Here is a 23,324-nt window from a genome sequence, read left to right as displayed (position 1 = left end):
TCAAGGCTTTTAGAATGGCTTAGCTGCTTATAAAATACAATGGATTATATGGCTCAAAGTTGCTTATTTATCAGTAGTTATAACACTAATGGTTATAACTACTGGGCTAAAAATAGCACTTTATGTTGAAGGACTTATTTGGGGGCTAAATATTACAAATACTTATAATTGCTGAGCTTGGTTGGCCTGAATCAGAATGGTAAATAGTAATGTTTGAGCTGATTGTATTTTCAACGCTTGTTTCAATTACTGTTACTTCAAATTCGGCAGATGCAGGTAGGTCGATATCTAATTCGCTATCGAAGTAAGTACTTCCGCTTTTTTGTAAAGTAAGTGGTTTTGTTTGATCAAAGCTAAATTGAAAGCTATCTGACGCTAAAAGTGTATCTACCATGTTAAAGCGTAAATTAACGGTGTCGGGGCCTGAAAACTCAGCACACACAAATACCGAAACCTCAACAGCTTGTAAAACGGGCATGCTATTTTGGCCTATATCCACAGTAAAGTTGCTTTGCGTAATAGCTACAGAGTTGTATTCCCCTGCTGCAATCCTTTGATCTGCTGTTTTTATCGTTATTTTTTCACCTTGCGCTAAATTAACCTCTTCATCAAAAAAGCCATTTGTGTTGGTGCTGTATTGCTGTCCATTAATTGTTAGCTGTGCATTACTTATAGCCGCTTTTTGCACATTAGTGAGTTGCCCTTTAATACGACCGGTAAGTTGTGCAGAGTTAGTTACTGTAATTGAAAATTGCACACTTTTTGAAAAGCCATCTGCATCAGTTGCTACAACGGTTAGCGTGTAACTACCTGTCATATCGGCGATAAATTCGGTAATATTTTGGTTTGTATTGCTTAAGCTGGTACTCGAGCCTGATGGGGCTGATAGTGTCCATGCGTAATCGAGAGTGGTTCCCTCTGGGTCGTAACTTTGGCTTATATCAAATTTAACTGCATTGCCCACTAAATCGTAGCGTGATTGCTCCCCCGTGAAGCTAATTACTGGCAATGCGTTTTGTATTACATCAATTGTTAGGGTTTTTGTGTCAGAGAACTGCACGCCATCGTTAGTGCGTAACGAAATAACTACTTGTCCCTCTACTGATGCGCTAAACGTTGGTTTTGATATTGTATTACTGCTAAGCGTTGCTTGGCCTTGCGACGAAATGATTTCCCATTGGTAACTTAGTGGCTGGCCTTCTGGATCGTAACTATTGGAAGCATCAAGTAAAACTTGTTCATCAACCGTTATAGAGGTTTCATAAGTTACCAAAGTGATAGGCTTTTTATTGCTACTGGCATGCAGTGCTGAGGTTGCTTGGTTTGAGCTTAATTGGCCATCAGACACTGTAAGTACTACAACGTAGTCGCCTTCTTTATCGGCAACAATAGAGGGTGTTGCTGATGTGCTGTTAGTCAGTTGTGATGCACTATTTACAGGCTTAGCTTGTAACTGCCAGTTATAGCTCAGTGTATCTCCGTCAGGGTCGCTACATTGTTGGCACTGCAAAGTGGTAGATTCGTTTAACGTAATATCACGTTCGGATTCAAGTGTTGCAACGGGGGCTTTATTACTTGTGGTAACAGTTAAAGTAACTGATGCGGTATCGCTTTTGTTTTGTTGGTCGGTAACAGTGAGTGAAAGCGAGTAATCTCCAGCTGTTGACGCTGAAAACCCAGCGGTATGATTTTGCATGTTTGAAATAGCCGGCGTGCTGCCCTGGGGTTTTTCTGTAATTGCCCACGCATAACTAAGCGTATCGTTTTTATCGGGATCAGTGCTTTGGTTACCATAAAGTGTAACAACTTCATTTGGGGCAATTGTTTTATTTTCTACGTTTATAACCGCTTGTGGCGATGAGTTAGAATTAAGCGATTCACTTTTTATGAGTACAACAGTGCTTGCTGTATCACCTTGTGAATCAGTAACGGTAAGCTCAACTTTAAAATCGCCTATTTCGTCGGCAACAAACTGGCTTTTAACTTGAGTCGCATTTTCAAGCGTTGTATTACTTGCTACGGGCTTGGTAATAAATTGCCATTTGTATTGATTAATGGCGCCGCTGGTTGTGCTACTTTGCGCGCCATTTAAAAGCACAACATCACCTTGCTTAACGGTTTGTGTGCTACCTGCGTTAGCAATTAATTGGGTATTTTCAGTAACGGTGAGTTGTTTTTGTGCCGGTGTGCTTGAAAGCTTACCGTCACTCACGGTTAATACTAATTGGTACTCTTGTGCTTCAGATACTGAAAACTCAACGGTACTTTCGTTATTAACCGTAATCGGTATTTCTACTTGTTCGTTTTTGCTGACTAATTGCCATTGATAGGTGAGTGCATCGCCATCGGGGTCGCTACTTTGTGCTGCGCTAAACACGAGGGTAGTATTTACTTTAAACTCCGATTGCTCGGTGGTAATAACCGCAATAGGCTTTGTATTAGTGCTGAGCGGTTTAGTTACTGTTTTGGAGTCTGAACCTCCAGAGCCACAAGCTACGAGGGTGAACAAAGCAGTAATTAAAATTAATAACTTCCATTTCATAATATTAATATCCTTTTAATTAGTTGAATATTAATATGTACCCAAATTAGCTATAAAGCAAAAAAATAAATCAAATAAATAAATTTTCATTATTTTAGGAAGTAGTTAACGCGAAACAGTGCTGATTTTAAATAATTTATACTTTGAGGGGAGTGCTTTATGCCCAGATTTATAGGGCATAAAGTGTATTAAATGGCAGTTGAATAACGCTTAAATAAAGTTAGTCAGCTACTTTTACTGAACCGCTAATATTATCGATACTTACATCGCCCGAGCCCGACTCAGTAATAGTCAGCCCCTTTGCATGGTTAACGCGAATATCACCCGAACCGTCTTCAATTGTTACGCTTGAACCAATATGCTCAATAAGCAGGTCACCAGAGTTATCATCAACATTAACTGCACCGCTTATATGGCTTATCACTAAATCACCCGATCCATCTTCAACGTTTAGCAAACCGGTTATGTTGCTCACGTGCATTTCGCCAGACCCATCGTCAATAGTTGCATTACCGCTTACGTTGTTTATATGAATACTGCCAGAGCCGTCGGTTAATTCTAAATTACCTGCGATGTTTTCAAGGTTTACTTCACCAGATCCATCGTCAACAGTTAGGTTTTTAGCGCCGCTTATTGTTAAATTTCCTGAGCCGTCTTTTACATCAATATTGCTTTGCATAGCACTTATAAAAATGTCGCCAGAGCCATCATCAATATCTAAATTTAGATTACTTGGCACAGTAACCACTAAATTAATACTTGGAGATTGACCACTGTAAAAGCTAATACCATTACGACTTTTATTTTGGGCAACAAGCTTTGCCTGTTTACCGTCTTGCTCCAGCGTTAGCTCGTATTCGTCTTCAATGTCGGCTGTGTAAATAGTGGCATCAACACTGATGCTGGTGGCCGTTTTTGAGCCTTTTATTTCAAGGCTACCTGCGCCGCTTAACACATTTAAATATTCAAGATTATTGCTTGGCAGTGATAGCTGTTGAGTTTGCTTTACCGACGCAACGCTTGGCGATATGTGAAATACACAGCCACTTAATAATAAAATGCCGCCAATAAGTGAAAGTGGTTTTGTAATGTTAGATACAGTTGATGAGCTCATGTTTAGTCCTTTGTATTTTTGTTTGTATTTATATAAACAATATAGAGCAAAAATGAGGCCGAAATGTAAGCTGTTGTTTTATATAGGGTGGTGGTTTTTTATGAAAGTTGAAATACTAATAAGTGGTTAAAATAACTAATTATTAATATAAAAGGATGCGTGATGCATCCTTTTATAATTGCTCTGCTTTTATTAGGTCGTGTTGAGCTTTGTGGATTGAAATTTGTTCAATCTAGGGGCGATTAAATCGCGGCGCGAGGTTTGTAACCTAGTGGACTAAGTAAAAACCGAGCAACAAAGAGTTAATCGTCCCTAGAAAGAACCCAAAGGGCAGCGCATGTTTGGTATTTATGCTGCGTTATCGCCTATTTATGGGGAATAACCACACTACATAGGCTCTGCCTTGCCTAAAAACCAAACATACTGCTGCAAATTCACCCACCAAAGATCAACACGCCCTAGTAAACTAATTAAAAGCTGTAAGTAATATTACCGTATAAAAAGCGTCCGTCTAATCCGTAAGGTGCATACGGTGTGTACGGGAATATTTGGCCAAAGTCAGAGTAACCAATGTTATCCACGGTGGCTTGTGGGTACTGATCGAACAAGTTGTTTGCGCCAACGGCAAATTTCCAATATTCGTCTGGACGGTATGCCACTTCTAGGTCGGTGATCCACTTAGGGTCTAGGTATTCATCGCGATCAGCTGTAGTTGATATATCAGCGACTTCACCATAACGTGTGGCACGAAGCGTTGTTTGCCATTCGTTAAAGTTCCACACTGCTGATAGGTTCCATTTGCTATCTGGCGTGCCCTCTTCAAAGCGACCTACTTCACGACGCGCAAACACTACGTAGTCGTCACCTAGTGAGTTAAGTTCGCTTGGGTTGTCGTTTACGTGTGTTACTTCGGTGTCGTTAAAATTAGCTGCTACGTTTAGGCGTAAATCACCTAAGTTGTCTAAATCTAGGTTATAAGTGGCAACTATATCTACACCTTGCGTGCGTGAATCGATAGCGTTGGTAAAGTAACGTACGCTTTCGGTATTTAGCTCACCGGCATTTTGTAGTATTTCAACAACTGCATCGCCCTCTAAGTTTTCAGACAATACAATACGGTCATCAATATCAATACGGTACGCATCAACGGTTAAGCTAAAGCTGCCTTGCGTGTACATAAAGCCCGCAGTAACGTTTACTGACTCTTCTGCATCTAACGGCTGTGCGCCTAGCGCTTGCGCTGCTGCAGAATCGGTTGGGAATAAACCAACTTCAAATGGTTGGTTGTTCTCAAGTACAGTAGAGATTTGGCGGTACGAGCTTTGCGCTAAAGATGGCGCACGGAAACCGGTGCTAATTGCACCGCGCAGCGATAGGTTTTCAGTAATGCTGTAACGCGAAGCAAGCTTAGAAGTAAATGTGTCACCAAAGTCGCTGTAATCTTCATAACGACCCGCTAAAACTACGTTCCATTTTTCTGTTAAGTAGGTATCAAACTCAACAAATAAAGCGATGTTATGACGGCTTTCGTCAGTCGCACTTTCTGGTCCAAAACCAGCAAGTACTTGCGCGCCACCGGCTGCAATTGGGTTGCCGTCGCTATCAAGTGCGGTGATGTAAGACGCTTCTTCGCCTTCTTCTATTTTGTAGCTTTCGTGGCGGTATTCAGTACCTACGGTAAAAAATACGTCATCAGGTAAGCCTAAATCGAGTGTGGTGTTGGCCGTTGCGTTTACTAAAAACTGATCGTAAACCAGTGCACCGTTATCAAATTCAGTTGGGCTGTCGGCACCTAGTGATGTGTTTATACTATTTACAACACCAAAACCAAAGTCGTTGCGGCCGTAGTTGGTACTTACATCCCATGTCCAGTCGTTAGTTTCGCCTTTTAAGCCCAGTGCAAATGAGTAGTCTTGTACGTCTGTTTCAATCTGCGGCAAAAATCCATCTGGGTACACTTCTAAAACGTTACGGCTGTCTTTTGCACGGCGGTAAAAACCACCTGAATTACCTTCACGCTTTGAGTAGCTACCAAATGAATAAAGGTTTAAGCCGTTATCAAAGTCGTAACCCATGTTGTAAAACAACGCGTAATCTTCAAGGTCTGCTTTACCAAAACGGTGGTTGTAACGATCGATAGTAAATTCGCGTGGGTCTAGGCTGCCATCATCAAGACGGCTGTATTGTTCGCGTGGGTCAAAGCCTGAGCGCTGCGTTGAGTCGTTATCGCGGTATTCAATTGATACGTTTACAAAGCCGTTATCAGATAACGCAAAACCAGAGTTTGCGCTAACAGTGCGTGTTGCACCGTCGTTTACTTCGCGGTCGCCACCGGTATTAAAGGCTAAGTCGCCGTTTGCATCTGCGTAGGTGCTTTCTAGCTGAGGTACGCCAGCCATTTGAGTATCGTATTTACCGTACGTTACGCTAACGCTGCCGCCTTCTGAGGCATCTTTAAGTACAATGTTAATTACCCCAGCAATTGCATCAGAACCGTACTGTGCGGCTGCGCCATCACGAAGTACTTCAACACGTTTAATTGCAGAGGTTGGGATCATGTTCAAATCAACAGCGGTAGAGCCTCGACCAACAACACCTGCTAAGTTTAATAGCGCACCGGCATGGCGGCGCTTACCGTTTATAAGTACTAATGTGTGATCGGGTGCTAATCCACGTAAAACAGCTGGTTTTGCATGGTCAGTACCATCACCCATAGTGGCACTTGGGTAGTTAAAGCTAGGTACTTGGTTTGCTAGTATTTGGCTTATTTCTAGCTGACCCGTACTTTGCATATCACCGCTGGTAATAATATCTACAGGTACTGAGCTTTCGGCAATACTGCGTAAGCTACGGCGAGTACCTGTTACTGAAATCACTTCAATGCTTTTTTCGGCTTGAACATCTTGTTCTGCAGCAAATACAGAAGAATAGGGTGCACTAAGTGCAGAAGAAACGGCCAGGCTAAGTGCTACTTTTTTGGCTGATAATGGCTTTAACATGATGTTGATTCCCTTGAGGGCTGCTGACTATTGATTTTAAAAAGGAGCGCATCATATAGAAGCGACTACCCTAGTGCAAAGATAAAAACTATCTAAGATATTCTAAGTTGTTAACAAGTAAGGTCACTGTCTACGCGTGATATAGGCGTTTGGATCGTTGTAGTTGCAATCTTGTGTCGAATGGTTGCGAATTCAAGGGGATTTTAGATAAAAGTTAGTAAGACGTAAAAAGGCCAAGCAAATGCTTGGCCTTTCAATTTTTTAAATTTAGTAATTTAGTAATTTAAATTATTCAGGGGCAACTTCAAGCGTTGTAAATAATGCATAACGTCCTGCATCTACGCCTTCTTCATTTACGGTAACCTTGTTAGAGGTTTCGATTAGGTATAGGCCTGGCTCTTTCCACGTAATTGTAAACATACCGTCTTTATCGGTCGTTACTTTTACTTCGCCACGCTCGTTACGGTAGCGTGTGTCGCCTTTTAAAATACTTACTTCAACGCCTTCACCAGCAGATTTACCATCTTGTAGTAACTGAAAACGTGCTTGTTCACCTACAAATAAATCGTTTGGATGCGTTGGACCGCTAAGCTCTAAGCCTAAACCTAGCTGTGCAGGTTTTGAGGTGCCATTTCGGCTTACAAATGTATCTACTGTTGAAACAACCTTTGTTGTCGTTACATCTTTTGCATTGCTAGGTAACTCGGCTTCTGTTTTTTTACCAAATACGCGCTTGCGCTTACCTTCTTCGTTTTTATAGAAGGTCATGTACATTGGCTTTTGGGTCATTGCAATGTGGTAAGTGCCTTGCTCTGTTAAGCTTACCGCAGCTGAGCTTTTACGCTTTAAGTAATAAGCACGAATGGTTTCAGATACTGGCTCACCATTAGGTGCAAGTGCCATTAATAATGTGTCGTCGTACTCGGCGCCTTTTTCTTTAGGTTTAAAGGCTTTGTCTGGTGCAAACATTTCGTTAGAGATACTAGCGTCAATCATTACGTAATGCGCTTTATCGCCTGATAAAGATGTATGCGAAGGTAGTAACCAACGTCCGTGTGCACTTGCTGAAGTTGACACTAAAGCAGATAAGCTCAATGCGCCGATTAATGCCGTTTTTAATAAATTAATTTTCATTGTATTTCCTTAAATTCAAATGATTAAGTAGCAGCTACTTAGTGCTTACAGTGACGAAGCTTTTAGAAAACTCGTTTTTACCATCAATTGTTAGTTTGCCTGATTTAGTTAAATCGAGCTCAACGCGGGTGTAGTCTCTGCCGCCTTCTTCGCGTACAACTTCAATATTTAGTAAGTATTTACCTGGTTTTACTGGGTTACCGTCTAAATCATTACCTTGCCAATTTATGGTGTAAGTACCTGCGCGTTTTGTTGCGCCGCTAATGCCGTCAAAGTTGGCATCGCTTTTACCGGCTTTACGCCACCATTGGCGTAAGTCTTTAAACCATTCTGCTTTTTGCACCCAAAGTGCAAGCGTTGTAACGTGTTTGCGCTCTGGTGTTTCAAGCCAAACTGCAACGTATGGGCGGTGATACGGTTGTACTTCTAAGTCAGGAAGCGTTAATTCAACCTCTAGCTGTGGTGTTTGCGCATGCGCCGTTGTTTGAAAAAACGCAGCTACGAGCAGTAATGCGGCGCTTATAAATAATTTAAATTTAACCATTAAGACACTCCTTTTATTTGTGGAACCCAACATAAATAAATAACCAGTGGAGTTGCCACTCCGAGTACGGTTATCCATATTCCTGCTAAGCGTTTTTTTCTATTTTGAAACAAAATAATCATGCCGGTGATGGCAAATAAAATCATTAGTACGGCAGATATATCAATTACCCAACTCCATACTTCACCGCTGTGGCGGCCTTTATGTAAGTCGCCAATAAGGCTTAAAAAGCCACCTGTTTGGTAATCAAGATTTAGCTCGCCAGTTGTAAAATCAAGCTCTGCGTAGGCAAACCCAGCAGGCAGTGGGTAGTCGAGCATGACAAGCGCGTCTTCTTTTTCCCACTCAATGCTTTTTACTTTTGTAAGTGCATATTGCTCGGCTAGGTAAGCTTCTATTTCAGGGTAAAGCGTTGGCAGCGTATTTAGCTGCTCATTCGCTTTGGTAACTAGCTCTGCTGGAATTACCGCCGTTACTTGGCCATTATTTTTATCGTTTTTAAGCCAATCAATATGGTTGAGCACAATGCCGCTAACGCAAAATAAGATAAGCAAAAAAAACAAAGCTGTAGAAATATAAATATGTAGAGCACGGCTTGTGCTATACAAAGCCCGCTTGTTAATAAACGACATAAAAACAGTAAATAAATTAAATTTACAGCATGATAATGATTTGCATTAGCTATTACAAATTTACTTACTTATCTTTACATAAAAACTTTAAAACAAAGGCGGTAAGCAGGTAAAAAATGAATATTTAACGCTTAGGAGGGCTGGAAGGTCTTAAAATAAGGTAAATCATCACCAATACTTCTATTACTGCAACGAGATAAATAACCCAAATAGGGGCGGCTGAATACAGTAAAAATGTAAATCCAATTAACATGCCAATGGCGGCGTAGCATTTGGCTTTTACAGGCACTACTTTATGGGCTTGCCATTGCTGCAAAGTTACACCGTAACGAGGGTGGTTTAACAGCCATTGTTCAAGCGCGGGTGATGAGCGAGTAAAGCAGGTGAGCGCTAAAATAAAAAATATAGTGGTAGGCATGACCGGCAGCACAATGCCAATAATACCCAAGGCTACAAGTATTAAGCCAAGTGCTTTAAACCATAAGTTTTTATAACAAATAAACACTGCTTTTATATTCACTTAGGCTCTTTTTAGTAATGGCTGATACTTTCGATTGTAGGCCAAATAGTTATAAAATCGAAGTGTAAAAACATAAAAAAGGGCAAACTAAGTTTGCCCTTTTAAATTTATAAAATAGGTTTTACTTATCTAGAAGTAGTAACCTACGTTGATGTTAAAGCGACGCTCTGTATCGCCATCACCAATAATTGTTCCGCCAATAAATGGCTGGTTACGTGCTTGAATAAAGTCAAAGTACGTAAATAACGGGCCTGCTGATACGCTCATACCTGTTACGTTCATCCATGTATCTGCACTGTCGTCAGATTTGTCATAAATGATCCCGTAATCGTTGTAAAACTGTACGCCTGTTATAGGGCCTAAATCAACCGATAGGTCGTAAGCTACGTTAAAGTTAGTCATGGTAGCTTCGCTTGATACGGTGTCGTAGTAGTCAAACGCACCTACAACAAAGCGGTTGCTGTTGTCGTCTAGGTCGTAGTCGTACTCACCGTGCTGAAATTGAATATTCCAGTTATTTATTTGGCTGTTTACGTGGAACGCCCATGCGCCGTAGTTACCTGCACGGTCGTTACCATCATGTAAGCCACCGCTTAATAGTGATACACCCACATCGGTTTTAGCGTTTTCGCCATGCTCAATTTGGTACACTGTACGAGCTGCAAATGTGTTGTATTCACCAAGGCGAGAGCCAGGTGCATCGTATGTGCCTTCGGTTGTTGCACGGCTACCAACTATATCAAAAGAGTAACGCTCGTTAACTTCAGAGCTGCCATCAACGCCGCCTACTTCATCATTTTTGAAAAAGCCTAGGTCTAGTTTCCAGTTATCTTTTAGTTTACGGTTTACTGTTACACCCAAGTCAAAGTCGTCTTCTAGGCCAACATAGTAGTTAGTGCTAAAAAAGTAGCTGTGTGAGTTGTATGGGCCATTACCAAAAGGGACAGGTGCAATACCAGCTTGTGCTTCCCAGCCATCAGTAAATTCGTAACCTAAGTATGCATACTTAACAATGGTCATGTAATCGTAAAAGCGAAAATCACCATTAACAGAAATATCGTTTATTTCGCCAGATAAGTTAATGCGAAATACTTCAAAGTCTAAGTCGCCGCTACGATCTTGAGTGTCTTCATCGTATGAATTAGTGCTGTAATTAAAACGCACTGCGCCACCAATTTTAACGCCTTCGTCTTTTTTCTCAGATTCGGCGGCAGCAACAACAACTTCTTTGTTATCAGCTTTTTTACTAATTTTTGCAACTTCTTGCTTGTGTTGCTCATTAATTTTTTGCTGTTTTGTTTTTTCATCAGCTAACTTATTTTCAAGCAGTTGCATTTGTTGCTTTAACTGCTTAAGTTGGCTTTGTAACGTGTCTAGATCATCAGACGCATAAGAAGTACTTGTAACACCACCTAGAACTAGTGCTAGTGTTAATTTTGAGAGTTTAGTCATAATTGCCGCTCAGATTTTGATTAAAAAATAAAAAATTCAAGACGTAAAAAAACGCCTTACGTTTAGGGTAAGTACAAAAACTATGTATTTTTTTTATTATTTATTCTTTAGGAGCTTGAGTAAGCGCACCAACTTCTAGAAGGGGCGATGCATCTAATTTATCTGCATCCATCATTGCGGCTACACGCTGCATTGATGAGAGTAAAAGGCTCTGTTCCCATTCAGCAAGTGCAGAAAACTTTTCAATAAAGTGTTCTTGCAATGGCTGAGGTGCTTTATCAAGTAACTCTTTTCCTTTATCGGTGAGGTATAAGCTCACTCTGCGTTTATCCATTTGACTGCGTACGCGTGTTACTAAGTTTCTGCTTTCTATTCTGTCGAGAATATTGGTGACCGTTGCTGGGCTTAAATTTACATTTTGAGCAATACGGCTCGCCGTTATTCCATCGGTTTTTTGCACTTCTTGCATTATAAGCAATTGTGGGCCAGTTAAACCCGAAGTTTTATTTAGCTGCTTAGAATGTAAGTCAATCGCGCGGATAACTTTACGTAAAGAAACCAATAACTCGTCATATTTTTGCATTTGCTTATCTCGTCGATGGGGCGGTAGTTTGCCGTAATCGCGAAATGTTACACATCAAATAAATTGAATTCAAATAATATATTGTACTTTAGCCCGCTTTTATTGGTTTTTAATAGTTAGAGCAGTAACTAATGTAAAATTATATTGTTTAAATATTGGTAAATTTTCTTAGCACCTTGTGTGCATTAAGTTGCGCACAGTACGTATGTTGTGAATAATTGGCAAGTCTTATTGTATAGACTTTAGTATTATTCATTTACAGCTGTTAGTACAAAGTAATTGTTTGTGAGTTTACTGTATATGTATTAATCGGCAATGAACAAATTCAGCAATCAATATTTAATATCAATAGCGTATACTTTAAGCATGCATTATTGTTTAGATGTAAACATTAAAAATCTTTAGTATCAGTATTATAGGGGAAGGTATGAAATTATCGCCATCAGTTAGCATTGAGCAAAGTGAATCCGGACTTGAGTTTATTAAAGTAGCTAGTGAAAAGTGCGACGCAAAAATATTTTTGCAAGGTGGGCAAATTACCGAGTTTATCCCTAAAAATAACAAGCCACTTATTTGGGTTTCACAAGAGGAAACCTATCAAGAAGGGGCGAGTATTCGAGGCGGTATTCCTATTTGTTGGCCGTGGTTTGGTACACACGCTAATGATGGGTGGCCTGCCCACGGTTTTGCGCGCACAAGCGTATGGCAAGCCGATGAAGTACACGAATCTGATGAGCAAATTACAGTTAGTTTAAAGCTCCCCATGAAACTTGTTAATACAACGTATTGGCCGCATCAGTGCGCATTAAAAGTTGAGTTTGTATTAAGTGATAAATTACAGGTTCGCTTAACGACCACTAACTTAGGTAGTGTGCCATTTAGCTTTACTCAAGCACTGCATACCTATTTTCCAACCTCAGATATTACAAACACCCATGTAGATGGTTTGCAAGGCGCGCAATATATTGAGTTTAGTGAAGGGCCATTTGTACAAAATGATGTTGTAAGCTTTAATCGCGAAACCGATATGGTTTATACACAAGCAAGTACAATGCAAAGCATTAATACGCCAGAGGGTGTTATTAATGTGAGCCGCGAAAACTCAAGTTCGTGTGTGCTGTGGAACCCATGGATAGAAAAATCAAAACGCTTATCTAACTTTGCTGACGATGAATATAAAACAATGCTCTGTCTAGAGGCCGCTAATGTACTGACAGATGAAGTAACGCTTGAGCCAAAACAAAGCCACACCTTAATAACCACCATTAGTTGGTAAGTAATTAAAGCAGTAATAGGGATAAATAGTGTTTAACAATCAACAAATAATGGATTTACCAAAGCATAGTGATATTAGCTTTAAGCCATTGGCTGATAAAGCCTTATTACATACACAGCTTAGCTCGCTTCTGTTTTATGTACCGCTAATTGGAGCGCTTATTGCTGTTTGTTATTTTAATGAAGCCTTTGCTAATAACGCACAAACATATTTGCTAATTGGCATGCCAATTTTGGTGGCCGTATCTATGGCGTACAACATGATAAGTGTGAGGTTGCGAGGTTTTGCAGTGCGAGATCATGACATTGCTTTTAAAAAAGGCGTTATTTGGCAACAAGTGACGGTATTACCTTTAGCGCGTGTACAGCATATGGAAATACACCAAGGGCCAATAGAGCGAAAACTTAGTCTTGCGAGCATTAAATTATTTAGCGCTGGCGGTGTAAGTGCCGATTTACAAATTAGTGGGCTAACCCATGATGATTGTAAAAATATGCGCCAATTTGTACAAAACTACCGCCAAGACGACGCAACTACTCAGGCAGCTTTAGTCGATGAGTAATACAACTATCGAAGATAAAGCCAGCCCTATTTACTGGCAAAAAGTATCGCCCTGGGCACTTTTATATTTTGTTGTGCACTTTAGTGTGCGCTTTGTAAAAGATGGCCTTTTAAACTTACTGCCCATGCTAGTCGTATTTGTTACTCAAGTAGAAAATAAATTGTTTTGGGCGCAGGTTGCAGGCGGTATTGCACTAATTTTGCTACTTGTTTACTCATTTTTATATTATTTAAATTTTAAGTTTAGTATTAGTAGCGACAACGAAATATTGCTTAACAAAGGTGTATTTAAAAAAGAGCGACTTACGCTTAAATTTGGCCGTGTGCAAAACGTTAATATTGCCGAGCCGTTTTATTTTACCCCCGTAAACTTAGTTAATTGTATTTTTGATGCCGCTGGCAGTGTGTCGCAAGAAGTTGTTTTACCAGGTGTCACTAAAGATTATGCACAGCAAATGCGTAAACAAATATTTGATTTTAAAGCGCAGCAACAGCAAGAAGCACCAAATACTGAACAAAGCGAAACAGACACTATCGAAAACAGCCTAAGCATTAGCAATAAAGAAATAGCCAAATTTGGTTTAATGTCGAATATGGCTATTTTAGCAATCGCTGCTTTTGCCCCTTTTATAAACCTAATTGTTGATTTTTTAGAGAAGCAAATTATTGCGAAAGTAGAAGGCTTTTACCAACAAGAGCTTGGTATGCTGGCCAGCGCTGCTACTTTTGCGATGATCACCTTAATTGGTTTGTTAGTTTTGGTGGCTGTAATGCTATCGGTGACTATGTCGCTTATTCGTTTTTATAATTTTGAGCTTTATTTTAAAGGTCAAAAGTTTAAACGCATTGCTGGCTTGTTAGAGCGCCATCAGCTTTCAATGAGCATGGACAAGGTGCAATCTATTATTATTAAACAAAACCTAATGGGGCGATTACTAAAGCGATTTACCGTTGAGTGTTTACAAGCAAGTAGCGGCGGAATAGCAGCCGGTGTGGCGGCTAAAAAAAATAAACAAACGTTAGTATTACCTGTATTAAATAGCGAACAAGTTGATAGTGTATGCCAATGGATTTACCCGTGGTTTAATAGTAAAAAACTCGCTTTTAAGCGCGCAGAGCGAGCGCTTTTGTATAAAAATTTAGGCTTTTATTCACTGTTACCCAGTGTATTAGTGTTTGGCTTTTGTTTTATTGCTGATATTAATACTTTGATAAGCCTTGGTGTTTTGGTGGTGTTTTCTGGCTTGGTGACTTTGTCGTATCAGCGTTATGGTTATTACATGCATGAGGATAATGGCCGATTTTACATGGTTGTACGCAAAGGTATGATTGGCGTTCATTACCGTGTTTTTGAACTTTATAAAGCGCAAAGTGCGCGCAGTATAAGTACGTACTTAATGAGAAAGTCAGGCTTAAAAAGCCTGTATATACAACTTGCTTCAGGCTTTGCGTTTATGCCCTATATAAAGCAGCAAGATGCTGACTTTATTATTGATTTTACAATTAAGCAGATTGAGTCAGATACTCGCAGCTGGATGTAAATTACCCTAATAAAACATGTGTAAATACCCATTTTCACATGTTTTATTACACTTTCTTACTGCCCATGAAAGACATTTAATAATACCCTAGATGGTATTAAGGAATTCTTTTAGGGACGCTCATGAAAAAAACACTTATCGCATCAGCTTTATTACTAGCAGCACCGAGCTTTGCAGCCGATTGGCAAACTATTCATACCGAACATTTCAACATTCACTACAGTGTTGAGCATGCTGATTTTGCTAAATCAACTGCAGAAGAGCTTGAAATAGTACGCACCAAAGTGCTTGAACAGCAAAACCGAGCACTTGATAAAACAGTTGATGTAGTGGTGTTTGATCCCCTAAATGCGGCAAATGGCTTTGCGCTACCTACCTCAAATAACCCTGTAATGGCGCTTTTTACAACCCCACCACAATCCGACACCGTTATATCAAACAGCGCTGGCTGGCAGCAGTTGCTTGTGTTGCATGAATATATTCACTTAGTGCACTTAGCACAGCCTACACGCAATCACTGGCAGCAAAAAGTACGTGGCATATGGGATTTATACGACTTAACCTACAGTGATACGCCGCGCTGGGTAGCCGAAGGTTATGCCACATTGATTGAGTCTAAAATGACGGGGCGTGGACGTTTGTTTGATAACTACTCAGAGTCAATACTGCGAGAATTTGCTCAGCAAGGTGCTTTGCCAACCTATGGGCAATTAAATGGCGAGCAGGGCTTTATGGGCGGCTCAATGGCGTATTTAATGGGTAGTCGCTTTTTAAATTGGCTAGAGCAAAACTATTCAGAGCAAACACTCGATAGTGTTTGGACGCGAATGCAAGGCGTAAAAACGCGTGATTTTGATGAGGCATTTAGCGGTGTGTTTGGGCAAAGTGCAGCCAAGCTATATCGCCGATTTATAGCTGAATATACCTATAAAGCAATGCAAATAGAGCAAGGGGAGGTGTTACTTAATAGTGAACTTTGGCTTGAGCTTAACTTATATGCAAGTAACCCAGCACTTTCAAAAGATGGTAGTAAGATTGCGATTGTTGAGCGAGATAAAGAGAGTAATACCAAGCTTGTAATTTATAGCACGGACGACAACATAAAGGCGCAAGAAGAGTTTACTAAAGCGCAAAAAGAGCTACTCGAAAACGATGCACAAGACATCCCCGATACAGCGCCAAGTGTGTTTAAGCGCGAACAAAAACAAGTGCTTAATCAAATTAATCGAGCCGGTATTGCAAACCCGCAATGGGTAAATAACACAACGTTGTATTTTAATGCGTACAGCAATGAAGAGTCGGGTATTTATAACAAAGTGTCTGATATATTTAGCTATAACACTGACACTGGATATATCACACAGCTTACCAAACTTGCTGGTATACGACGATTTAGCGTAACCAGTAACGGTGAAACCTTGTATGGCGAGCAAATAAGAGATGGCTACTCTGAATTAGTAAAGGTTGATCTCAATACGCAAACCACCACACCATTATTTACAAAAAGCCTTGAGACAACTTACGATTACCCAATACTCAGTCCTGATGAAACTAAATTAGCTTATTTGTCAACGTCATTAAATGAAAACTGGCAATTGTATATACAAGACGTAGGTGGTAATAAGCAGCAATTAGTACCTATGCCAAACGGGTATCAATATTTAAGTCAGCCTAGCTTTAGCCATAATGGCGAGTCACTTTACTTTGTTGCAGGCTTAAATAGCGCTACTGATATTTATAACTACAACATAGAGAGTAAAAAACTCACCAAGTTAACCCAAGGGCAGGAAGCCGTTGCCCACCCGATTGAAATGGCCGATGGCTCGTTACTCTATTTTTCGATAACCGCAGATGGGCCAAATGTAAAAACATTGCCAAAAGCTATAAACAGCACTGTAGTTACTGAATTTTCGGCTAATAAAAAAGCACCGCTGCTCATTGTAAACGAACATACGCTTCCAAAAGCTAAAATATATACGCATCAAACAACGCAGCAAACAAATTACAACGTGCTCGAGCAGCACGCTACTTTTGCACTAGGGACGCAGTATTATTCGGCTTCTACCAGTTTGTTAGATTTAAGCATTAAAAGTAGCGATTTATTAAAACAGCTCGACTTGCAAGCGGGATATAGCACTGATTTACACGATGGAGCACTGCACGGTGGTTATGTGCAGGCAAAATATAATGCGCTTGATGTAAAACTGAAACTTGCACTGTTTGACTATAATTTAAATACATCGCGCCAGTATCAACAAAGGCTAAATGCAGATATGGATGCCCGTGGTGGTTTTGCTGCAATAAGTTACCCTGTTAAATTTGGGCAGCTAAGTTTAACGCCAGAGCTTGCCTACAATTACACTGATTATAAACAAAGCCATAAAAATTGGACGCGTTTAGGCGTTGCCCAAAATTGGCAATATGATCGTCAAGACTTTGTAATAGGCCAAAGCCTTTATGCTAGTTGGTACGATGGCAGTAGTAAAAGTAATAGTTGGCAAGGTTACGATTTAGTCGCCAAAATTTTTGGTAAAGCGTTTGGTATTCCTCTTTATGCAAACTTTTCTCAAAAGCAACGTGATGACAGCAGCCTTGCATTAGGTGGCTTTAGCTCAAATCTTATTAATCAGCATCAAAATAGTGAATATGTACTTTCATCTGAGCTGCCTTTTTATAGCGCAGCTGCAAAGCGCTATCAAGGTTACGGTGGCGGCTTTAGCTTTAAAGAAGGCATGCCGTGGCTTTATTACAAGCAGCATCAACTCGACGGCACCGTATATGCACAAAGTTACGGGATAAAACACCAAGGTGATTTTAGTTTTGGAATGGGGCCTGCTGGTATAAATGACTTAATATTTAATATGGGACTGTCGCGAGTAGAAGGCGACAGTTTTGAGGATGAAATGCGAGCGTGGCTGAGCTTTTATTATTCGCTATAAATATTAATTGGCTAAGTTACTTATCCATCTGCAAGGATAGTAACTTAGCTTGATATACATCGATTTTTTGGTTATCACGTTCTAGTTCGATAGCTTTCTCAAGCAAGGTTTGTGTTTGTTTAATATTACCTTGTTGATAGCGAACTTTTGCGAGTTCCAAGTATAACTCAGCAATGTAAGGCGCTTTAGTAATAGCTTGCTCAAGGTGTGCTTTAGCCTGATGAGCATGGCCAGCTTGTAAGTTGTTTTTAGCGATTACTAGTAATTCATATGGGTCTTTTTCTTTATTAACTAATTGTGACGTGAGCTCTTTAACAAGCTCTTTGTCGCCTAATTTTTTAGCTAAAAGCTGATAGTTGCTGATTAAATTAATGCTTATTTCATTATTACTAAGTGCTGTTTGATAGATATTTTTAGCGCTTTGTAAATCACCTGCCCGACGATGCAAAACGCCCGCTATATTAAATAATTCAGGATCATTGGGAGTGTATTTGTTTGCTTGTAAAATAAGTGAGTAAGCAATATCCAGCTGTTTGTCTGCTAGCGCTGTTGCGGCTAAATTACTGTAAAACTTAGAAACTAAATCGTTATAATCTGCACTGCTTGAATAAAAGCTGCGACGGGTAGGAAAGTAGTCGATTAAGGTGCCCGCTCTGAAAAATTCAACAATATTATCATCTTTTTTCTCTACTTTTGGGGCGTATACTCTTGTTCTAAAGTGGCTTGCTACATAAACAACATTATTTTCTTTTGCGTATACAGGCTGACTTGTTACTTCTTGAAAGCTCGTTTCTAATCCGAGAGCTTGTGCATAGCTTTGTGTTAAAACAGCTAAGCTAATGCAGTTGCCTTGCGAAAGTTTTAAGGCTTGGGCTGAAGTAAGTGTATCGCCGTGGTATTTAAAGTTAGCTAAGTTGCTTTCGAGGTAGTTGTAAATAATGCGGTCATGACGGATTTCAGACTGTTTTTGTTTTTCGGCATAGGCTAAAAATTTTTCTTTTTCAGCATTTGGCAGCTCGAAAATACTGTACTCAGAAGGAGTGTCGAGTTTATTAAACAAAGAATGGTTTAATAGTTGTTCAAGCTCTATTTGTTGTTCTACTTGGTGAACCTTGGTTGTGTTACATCCAACTAAATATAAAAAAGTAATACAGACTGCTATTTTATAAAACATCATAAACCCACTCCATTGTTAAATTTTACATTACAATGTGGTGGGTTTTTAATCAAGCACTTGCTGTACTGCGTTTACTTGAGCGATTTTTTTGTGATTGTTTTTTACGTTTACGGCGGGTAAACCACAAGTAAAAACCAGTACCTGCTAGCCACACTGGGCTCAAACCAATTACGCACCACAGTATTTTACTTATTAGCCCTGCAAAGTAGCCAAAATGAAGTTTTCTAAAGCTATCAATTACTTGCCAGCCAACGCCAACTTCGCGAATATCCCAGTTAGTTAAATGTTCGCCTGTTTGCTTATCGTAGCTAACCGTATTGGCATATTCGCTCGCAAGTGGGTTATTTGTATCGACTTCGCCGAATAAGGTGATATTTTCGTCAGGCTCGAGTGGCATAACTAAAAACGTACCATTAAAAGTGGGTATTTGCTTTTTACTGTCATCGAGTATGTGTTGAAACGAAATATCGCTATTGTGCAAGTTTTTGGTTAGTACAAAGTGCTCTTCCTCAGCGTGTTCAATAACTTCGTGATACCACACCGCCCAGTTAAAGTAGCCACCTGTGATAGCTAAAATAATAATGATGGGCGACCCTATCACCCCCGTCATTTTATGAATGTCGCTAAGTACAATTTGCAGTGTTGCACGCCAGCGCACACTAAATAGGCGCTGCCAAAATTTACGATAAATAATAAGTCCTGTAATACCTAATACCAATAAAAACAGAGCAAAAAAGAAGCCTAGTACTGTGCCTGTTTGACCTGGCAGGTTTTTAAAGTCGTTAAGTAAAAAGGTGTAATGCAGCTCTAAAAACCAATCAGTAAAATAATGGCTGGTACCAACAGGCTCTGACAAAATGTCACCCGTATACTGGTTTAAATGAAACTTATACCATTGCTCTGTCCCGCGTTTAACTAAGTAAACCCGATCAGCAGTATCATCGTTAAATATCTCCCAACTACCTACTACATACTCAGGGTAAGCAAGCTCTGTTTTTGCGATTAATTTGTCGATTGGCATGCGCTCTGGCAGTGCTTTTACAACATAGTGACTGCTTGGCATAAGTAAGCCATCTATTTCACTTTTAAAAACTAATACGCTCCCTGTAATACTAATAACAATCAAGGGAATGAGAGCTATAAGAGCGATCCAACTGTGAATTTTAAAAAGAGTTTTTCTCATAGATAGTTTTATATATTGCAGTTAATGACTTGCGCATGATAACAACTATCATTTTCATTTGATAGCTTGTGAGTAGGTTTCCTATTAAATAAGTAAACCGTGAACTTAATTCTACGGTTTTTGTATACCTAGCTTGCCAGTACCTAAAATAAGAATGTCTTATTTAGTTGAGTTAAATTTACGCGGCTCTACAATGCCGCGCTCACAGTAAAAGCCTTTTAAAAACAGATGTTTATTAAATGTTTTTATTTCTGTTTTTAATTAACATTTATGTAACGAGCGAGGTTGCTTTGGTGCATTATTTGCCTATATTGTCTTCTTTTATTTTGGTTTTTAGTTTTTTACCATTACTAAACAAAATTCGAAAAAATCGTAGTGTCTCTGGTTTGTCACTATTAATGATGACATTTGGATTAGCACAAAGCCTTTATTTTATAACCTACAATATTTTCTTTGAGCGCTATTATATTGCGTTACCATTTATTGTAACCGGTGCGTTAAGCGGGCTTATTTTATATTTTTTTGCACGTTTCAATGCAGCTAAACGAGAACGTGTACAGCTGGTTAGTATGCTAGGTTTTTCGTTACTGCCTTTTTCACTGCTTTTAAATTCAAGCCTTGATAATGCAACGGTATTAAGCGCTTTAACGTATGTTGGTCTTGTGATGAGTTCGGTACGTGTTATGCCGCAAACTTATAAAACATTGCGTACGGGTAATGTGAGTAATTTAAGCGCGCGCTACTTTAGCTTGCAGTTTATTGCTGGTATTTGCGGCTTAGTTGTTGAGCTTACGACAGTTGCTCCAAGCACGGCGCACTTACTTATGTTTATTATGCTATTGCTTACCAATGCTGTGCAATTTGGTTGTATGCAATATTATAGAATGCGACCTGTAATGGCTTAAAAACAAGCTACTTAAGTTCCTATTTAACCTAATTTATGGCAAATTACTTTATCTAACAAAAGGATAAAGTATGAATTGGAATCAGTTTGGCTATATTTGCCGTGTTAATAGCTCTAAAACACTAAGTACAGAGCAAAAAGATGAGCTAAGTACACAGTCCCATTTAAATATGTATGCCAATAGCGGGTCGCATAGTAAATTAGCGCATAATCTGGTGACGCAAATTGCATCTCAAGATGAAGCAACATCGCAAAAGCAAGCTGCGTATTATCAATGTTTACCGGAATTAGTTAACGAATTTAAGTTTGAGCACAAGGGCTGGCTTAGTTACTTAACCATTGTATTTGTTATTTATGTTTTATCCTCTTTGTTGTATCAGTCTTTTGTTGTGCCTACTTTTGTAGAGATATATAGCAAGCATACTATTTCTTTAAATCATGTATTTGATGATTATTTTGCGTACTGGTATGTGCCAATTATTTTACTCGTTTTATTGCTGAGTGTTATTTTTACCGTTATTTTAAAGCTAAAAAATGTAAGTGCTCTCACAGAGCTAAAGCCTTTTTCGGGTTTATTTAAATTTCTTATTCCTCGTCAATTAATTAATGAGCATAACTCTTTAATTACCACGCTATTATTTCCAAGTAATCATAAAAAGGGTGTTAAAGCCTCTACACCTCAAACCCAGCACTTAGCTCAATGCGAGCTGCTAGGTTTAGAAACCCAAGAAGAATTTAAAGCGTTATTAAAGCATCAGCTAAAGCTACTTAATACACATATTAAAAGCTTTATAAGTAAGCTCGTTATTGTTTATGGTTTGGTCATTGTTGTGTCTATTTGCTTATTTGTGAAAGCGGCTTATCAACCACTATTTATGCTAGGAGAAGTACTATGAGGACAAAAGGATTTACGTTAATAGAGTTGATGGTGGTGGTGTCTATTATTGGTATTTTAGCTGCGGTTGCACTACCTCAGTACAGTAAGTATATACAACGAGCAGAACTTGTTGACCCACTTGCAATGGCTGCTGCCATTAGAGAAGACGTTACGGTTTATTATCTTGAAAACAGGCGCTTTCCAGCAAGTAATGAGCAAGCGGGTGTGCCTGCAAGTAAATTTTTGATTGGTAATCGAGTGACGGGCATCACAGTCGATAATGGTGCTATTCATATTAGCTTGGGTAATAAAGCCTCACAGCTTTTGCAAAATACAGTTTTAACATTCAGACCCGCCGTTGTAACAGGAAGCCCTACAAGCCCAATTGCATGGTTATGTGGGTTTGATGAACCGGTAACTGGCATGCAAGCTATTGGTGAAAATAAGACAACAGTACCAAAAGAAATTTTACCTTCAGCATGTATATAAAATAATTTAGGGGATTAAAGTGCAATTAGCTATTCATCAAATTGATGCGTTTACGAATGAGTTATTTAAAGGTAACTATGCGGCAGTGATCCCACTAGAATCGTGGTTAAGTGACGATTTAATGCTAAAGATTGGCGCTGAGAATAACGTATCTGAAACTGCTTTTACCTGCCTGCAAGACGATGGAAGCTTTGTTATTCGCTGGTTTTCGCCGTTGATGGAAATCAACTTTTGTGGTCACGCCACACTTGCGGCTGCCTATGTTTTATGTGAAGAGCATAATATATCGAAAATTCGCTTTGTTGCTGATGCGGTGGGCGAGCTAATCGTTAATAGAAACGCTGATGGCAGCTTTGCAATGACCTTTCCTAAACAAGCACCGATTGAGGTACAAAATGTACCGCAGCAATTGCTTGATGGCTTGTCTATACAACCGATTAAAGTGCTTAAAAATCGCCAAGCTTACTTTGCTATTTATGAAAATGCCGATCAAATACTTGAATTAAAAACTAACTCCGAGCTTTTAAAAGCGCTTTATCCACTAGATGTATTGGCTACAGCACCTAGTGATGATTACGATTTTATATCTCGTTATTTTTGGCCTGCAAGCGGTGGCGATGAAGATTATGTAACGGGCTCAATTCATACTGGCTTGGCACCTTACTGGGCGCAGCAATTGGATAAAACTACGTTAAGTGCTTATCAGGCTTCAAGCAGAGGCGGGCATTTAATTTGCAAAGTGGATGATACAACCGTCACTTTGACCGGGCATGCTGTAAGGTATTTAAAAGGCACTATTTATATTTAAACTGTGAATTAAGTTATAAAAAAGGCCACGTAAATTGTGGCCTTGGTTT

19 protein-coding genes are annotated in these 23,324 nt (G+C 39.5%); 8 read left to right on the top strand and 11 right to left on the bottom strand.

Features of this window, described 5'->3' with window-relative positions; genetic code table 11:
- Positions 1-145 precede the first annotated feature (145 nt).
- The 9 genes from H5117_RS11955 to H5117_RS11915 form a co-directional block, all read right to left on the bottom strand.
- Complete coding sequence (locus H5117_RS11955) at positions 146-2,542, bottom strand: PKD domain-containing protein (protein ID WP_182738028.1); 2,397 nt, start codon at positions 2,540-2,542, stop codon at positions 146-148.
- Positions 2,543-2,762: 220 nt separating this feature from the next.
- Positions 2,763-3,656: a hypothetical protein gene (locus H5117_RS11950; RefSeq protein ID WP_182738027.1), complete on the bottom strand. Its 894-nt coding sequence runs from the start codon at positions 3,654-3,656 to the stop codon at positions 2,763-2,765.
- Between the two features lie 470 nt (positions 3,657-4,126).
- The gene (locus tag H5117_RS11945; protein ID WP_029753253.1) at positions 4,127-6,655 is read right to left on the bottom strand and encodes a TonB-dependent siderophore receptor; all 2,529 of its coding nucleotides are present in this window, start codon (positions 6,653-6,655) and stop codon (positions 4,127-4,129) included.
- A gap of 288 nt (positions 6,656-6,943) precedes the next feature.
- Positions 6,944-7,789, bottom strand: coding sequence for a DUF4198 domain-containing protein (locus H5117_RS11940; protein ID WP_024596099.1), 846 nt, complete (start codon positions 7,787-7,789; stop codon positions 6,944-6,946).
- 34 nt (positions 7,790-7,823) lie between these two features.
- Positions 7,824-8,333, bottom strand: a complete 510-nt coding sequence (locus tag H5117_RS11935) for a DUF2271 domain-containing protein (protein WP_024589611.1) — start codon at positions 8,331-8,333, stop codon at positions 7,824-7,826.
- Positions 8,333-8,965, bottom strand: a complete 633-nt coding sequence (locus H5117_RS11930; RefSeq protein ID WP_024596097.1) for a PepSY-associated TM helix domain-containing protein — start codon at positions 8,963-8,965, stop codon at positions 8,333-8,335. The genes H5117_RS11935 and H5117_RS11930 overlap by 1 nt, the downstream gene beginning before the upstream one ends.
- 124 nt (positions 8,966-9,089) lie before the next feature.
- On the bottom strand, positions 9,090-9,485 hold the full coding sequence (locus H5117_RS11925; protein WP_024596096.1) for a YbaN family protein: 396 nt from the start codon (positions 9,483-9,485) through the stop codon (positions 9,090-9,092).
- A gap of 129 nt (positions 9,486-9,614) precedes the next feature.
- The gene (locus H5117_RS11920) at positions 9,615-10,937 is read right to left on the bottom strand and encodes a hypothetical protein (protein ID WP_002960190.1); all 1,323 of its coding nucleotides are present in this window, start codon (positions 10,935-10,937) and stop codon (positions 9,615-9,617) included.
- Positions 10,938-11,037: 100 nt separating this feature from the next.
- A complete protein-coding gene (locus H5117_RS11915; RefSeq protein WP_002960189.1) occupies positions 11,038-11,520 on the bottom strand; it encodes a MarR family winged helix-turn-helix transcriptional regulator in 483 nt (160 codons plus the stop codon).
- A 427-nt stretch (positions 11,521-11,947) separates the two neighbouring features.
- Between H5117_RS11915 and H5117_RS11910 the strand changes: the two genes are divergently transcribed.
- From H5117_RS11910 to H5117_RS11895, 4 genes are all read left to right on the top strand, one after another.
- Entirely contained in the window at positions 11,948-12,796 is an 849-nt protein-coding gene (locus H5117_RS11910) for a D-hexose-6-phosphate mutarotase (RefSeq protein ID WP_182738026.1), read from the top strand.
- 28 nt (positions 12,797-12,824) lie between these two features.
- Positions 12,825-13,358, top strand: coding sequence for a PH domain-containing protein (locus tag H5117_RS11905; RefSeq protein WP_182197757.1), 534 nt, complete (start codon positions 12,825-12,827; stop codon positions 13,356-13,358).
- On the top strand, positions 13,351-14,898 hold the full coding sequence (locus H5117_RS11900; protein WP_182738025.1) for a PH domain-containing protein: 1,548 nt from the start codon (positions 13,351-13,353) through the stop codon (positions 14,896-14,898). The genes H5117_RS11905 and H5117_RS11900 overlap by 8 nt, the downstream gene beginning before the upstream one ends.
- Positions 14,899-15,020: 122 nt before the next feature.
- Positions 15,021-17,837 carry a PD40 domain-containing protein gene (locus tag H5117_RS11895; protein WP_182738017.1) on the top strand — a complete coding sequence of 939 codons (2,817 nt, stop codon included), beginning with the start codon at positions 15,021-15,023 and terminating at the stop codon, positions 17,835-17,837.
- Positions 17,838-17,853: 16 nt separating this feature from the next.
- On the opposite strand, the gene H5117_RS11890 is transcribed toward H5117_RS11895, so the two are convergent.
- Positions 17,854-19,014 (bottom strand): lipopolysaccharide assembly protein LapB, encoded by a 1,161-nt coding sequence (locus H5117_RS11890; RefSeq protein ID WP_024596092.1) that lies wholly within the window; start codon positions 19,012-19,014, stop codon positions 17,854-17,856.
- 49 nt (positions 19,015-19,063) lie between these two features.
- Positions 19,064-20,197: a PepSY domain-containing protein gene (locus H5117_RS11885; RefSeq protein ID WP_182738015.1), complete on the bottom strand. Its 1,134-nt coding sequence runs from the start codon at positions 20,195-20,197 to the stop codon at positions 19,064-19,066.
- Between the two features lie 290 nt (positions 20,198-20,487).
- Between H5117_RS11885 and H5117_RS11880 the strand changes: the two genes are divergently transcribed.
- The 4 genes from H5117_RS11880 (at position 20,488) to H5117_RS11865 (ending at position 23,275) form a co-directional block, all read left to right on the top strand.
- Positions 20,488-21,102 carry a PQ-loop repeat-containing protein gene (locus H5117_RS11880; RefSeq protein ID WP_182738064.1) on the top strand — a complete coding sequence of 205 codons (615 nt, stop codon included), beginning with the start codon at positions 20,488-20,490 and terminating at the stop codon, positions 21,100-21,102.
- A 70-nt stretch (positions 21,103-21,172) separates the two neighbouring features.
- On the top strand, positions 21,173-21,997 hold the full coding sequence (locus tag H5117_RS11875; protein WP_182738013.1) for a hypothetical protein: 825 nt from the start codon (positions 21,173-21,175) through the stop codon (positions 21,995-21,997).
- A complete protein-coding gene (locus H5117_RS11870; RefSeq protein WP_182738011.1) occupies positions 21,994-22,467 on the top strand; it encodes a pilin in 474 nt (157 codons plus the stop codon). Before H5117_RS11875 ends, H5117_RS11870 begins: the two co-directional genes overlap by 4 nt.
- 19 nt (positions 22,468-22,486) lie before the next feature.
- Entirely contained in the window at positions 22,487-23,275 is a 789-nt protein-coding gene (locus H5117_RS11865) for a PhzF family phenazine biosynthesis protein (protein ID WP_182738009.1), read from the top strand.
- The last annotated feature ends 49 nt before the right edge of the window (positions 23,276-23,324 follow it).

Source organism: Pseudoalteromonas sp. SG45-1, from assembly GCF_014164135.1.
GTDB classification, from domain to species: Bacteria; Pseudomonadota; Gammaproteobacteria; order Enterobacterales; family Alteromonadaceae; genus Pseudoalteromonas; species Pseudoalteromonas distincta.
Note: the sequence above shows the minus strand (reverse complement) of the source record. Positions and strands in the feature narration are given on the sequence as shown.

Coding starts and splice junctions, on each gene's coding strand:
- H5117_RS11955 (WP_182738028.1), bottom strand. CDS start 2,542: ATGAAATGGAAGTTATTAATTTTAATTACTGCTTTGTTCACCCTCGTA.
- H5117_RS11950 (WP_182738027.1), bottom strand. CDS start 3,656: ATGAGCTCATCAACTGTATCTAACATTACAAAACCACTTTCACTTATT.
- H5117_RS11945 (WP_029753253.1), bottom strand. CDS start 6,655: ATGTTAAAGCCATTATCAGCCAAAAAAGTAGCACTTAGCCTGGCCGTT.
- H5117_RS11940 (WP_024596099.1), bottom strand. CDS start 7,789: ATGAAAATTAATTTATTAAAAACGGCATTAATCGGCGCATTGAGCTTA.
- H5117_RS11935 (WP_024589611.1), bottom strand. CDS start 8,333: ATGGTTAAATTTAAATTATTTATAAGCGCCGCATTACTGCTCGTAGCT.
- H5117_RS11930 (WP_024596097.1), bottom strand. CDS start 8,965: ATGTCGTTTATTAACAAGCGGGCTTTGTATAGCACAAGCCGTGCTCTA.
- H5117_RS11920 (WP_002960190.1), bottom strand. CDS start 10,937: ATGACTAAACTCTCAAAATTAACACTAGCACTAGTTCTAGGTGGTGTT.
- H5117_RS11915 (WP_002960189.1), bottom strand. CDS start 11,520: ATGCAAAAATATGACGAGTTATTGGTTTCTTTACGTAAAGTTATCCGC.
- H5117_RS11910 (WP_182738026.1), top strand. CDS start 11,948: ATGAAATTATCGCCATCAGTTAGCATTGAGCAAAGTGAATCCGGACTT.
- H5117_RS11900 (WP_182738025.1), top strand. CDS start 13,351: ATGAGTAATACAACTATCGAAGATAAAGCCAGCCCTATTTACTGGCAA.
- H5117_RS11895 (WP_182738017.1), top strand. CDS start 15,021: ATGAAAAAAACACTTATCGCATCAGCTTTATTACTAGCAGCACCGAGC.
- H5117_RS11890 (WP_024596092.1), bottom strand. CDS start 19,014: ATGATGTTTTATAAAATAGCAGTCTGTATTACTTTTTTATATTTAGTT.
- H5117_RS11885 (WP_182738015.1), bottom strand. CDS start 20,197: ATGAGAAAAACTCTTTTTAAAATTCACAGTTGGATCGCTCTTATAGCT.
- H5117_RS11875 (WP_182738013.1), top strand. CDS start 21,173: ATGAATTGGAATCAGTTTGGCTATATTTGCCGTGTTAATAGCTCTAAA.
- H5117_RS11870 (WP_182738011.1), top strand. CDS start 21,994: ATGAGGACAAAAGGATTTACGTTAATAGAGTTGATGGTGGTGGTGTCT.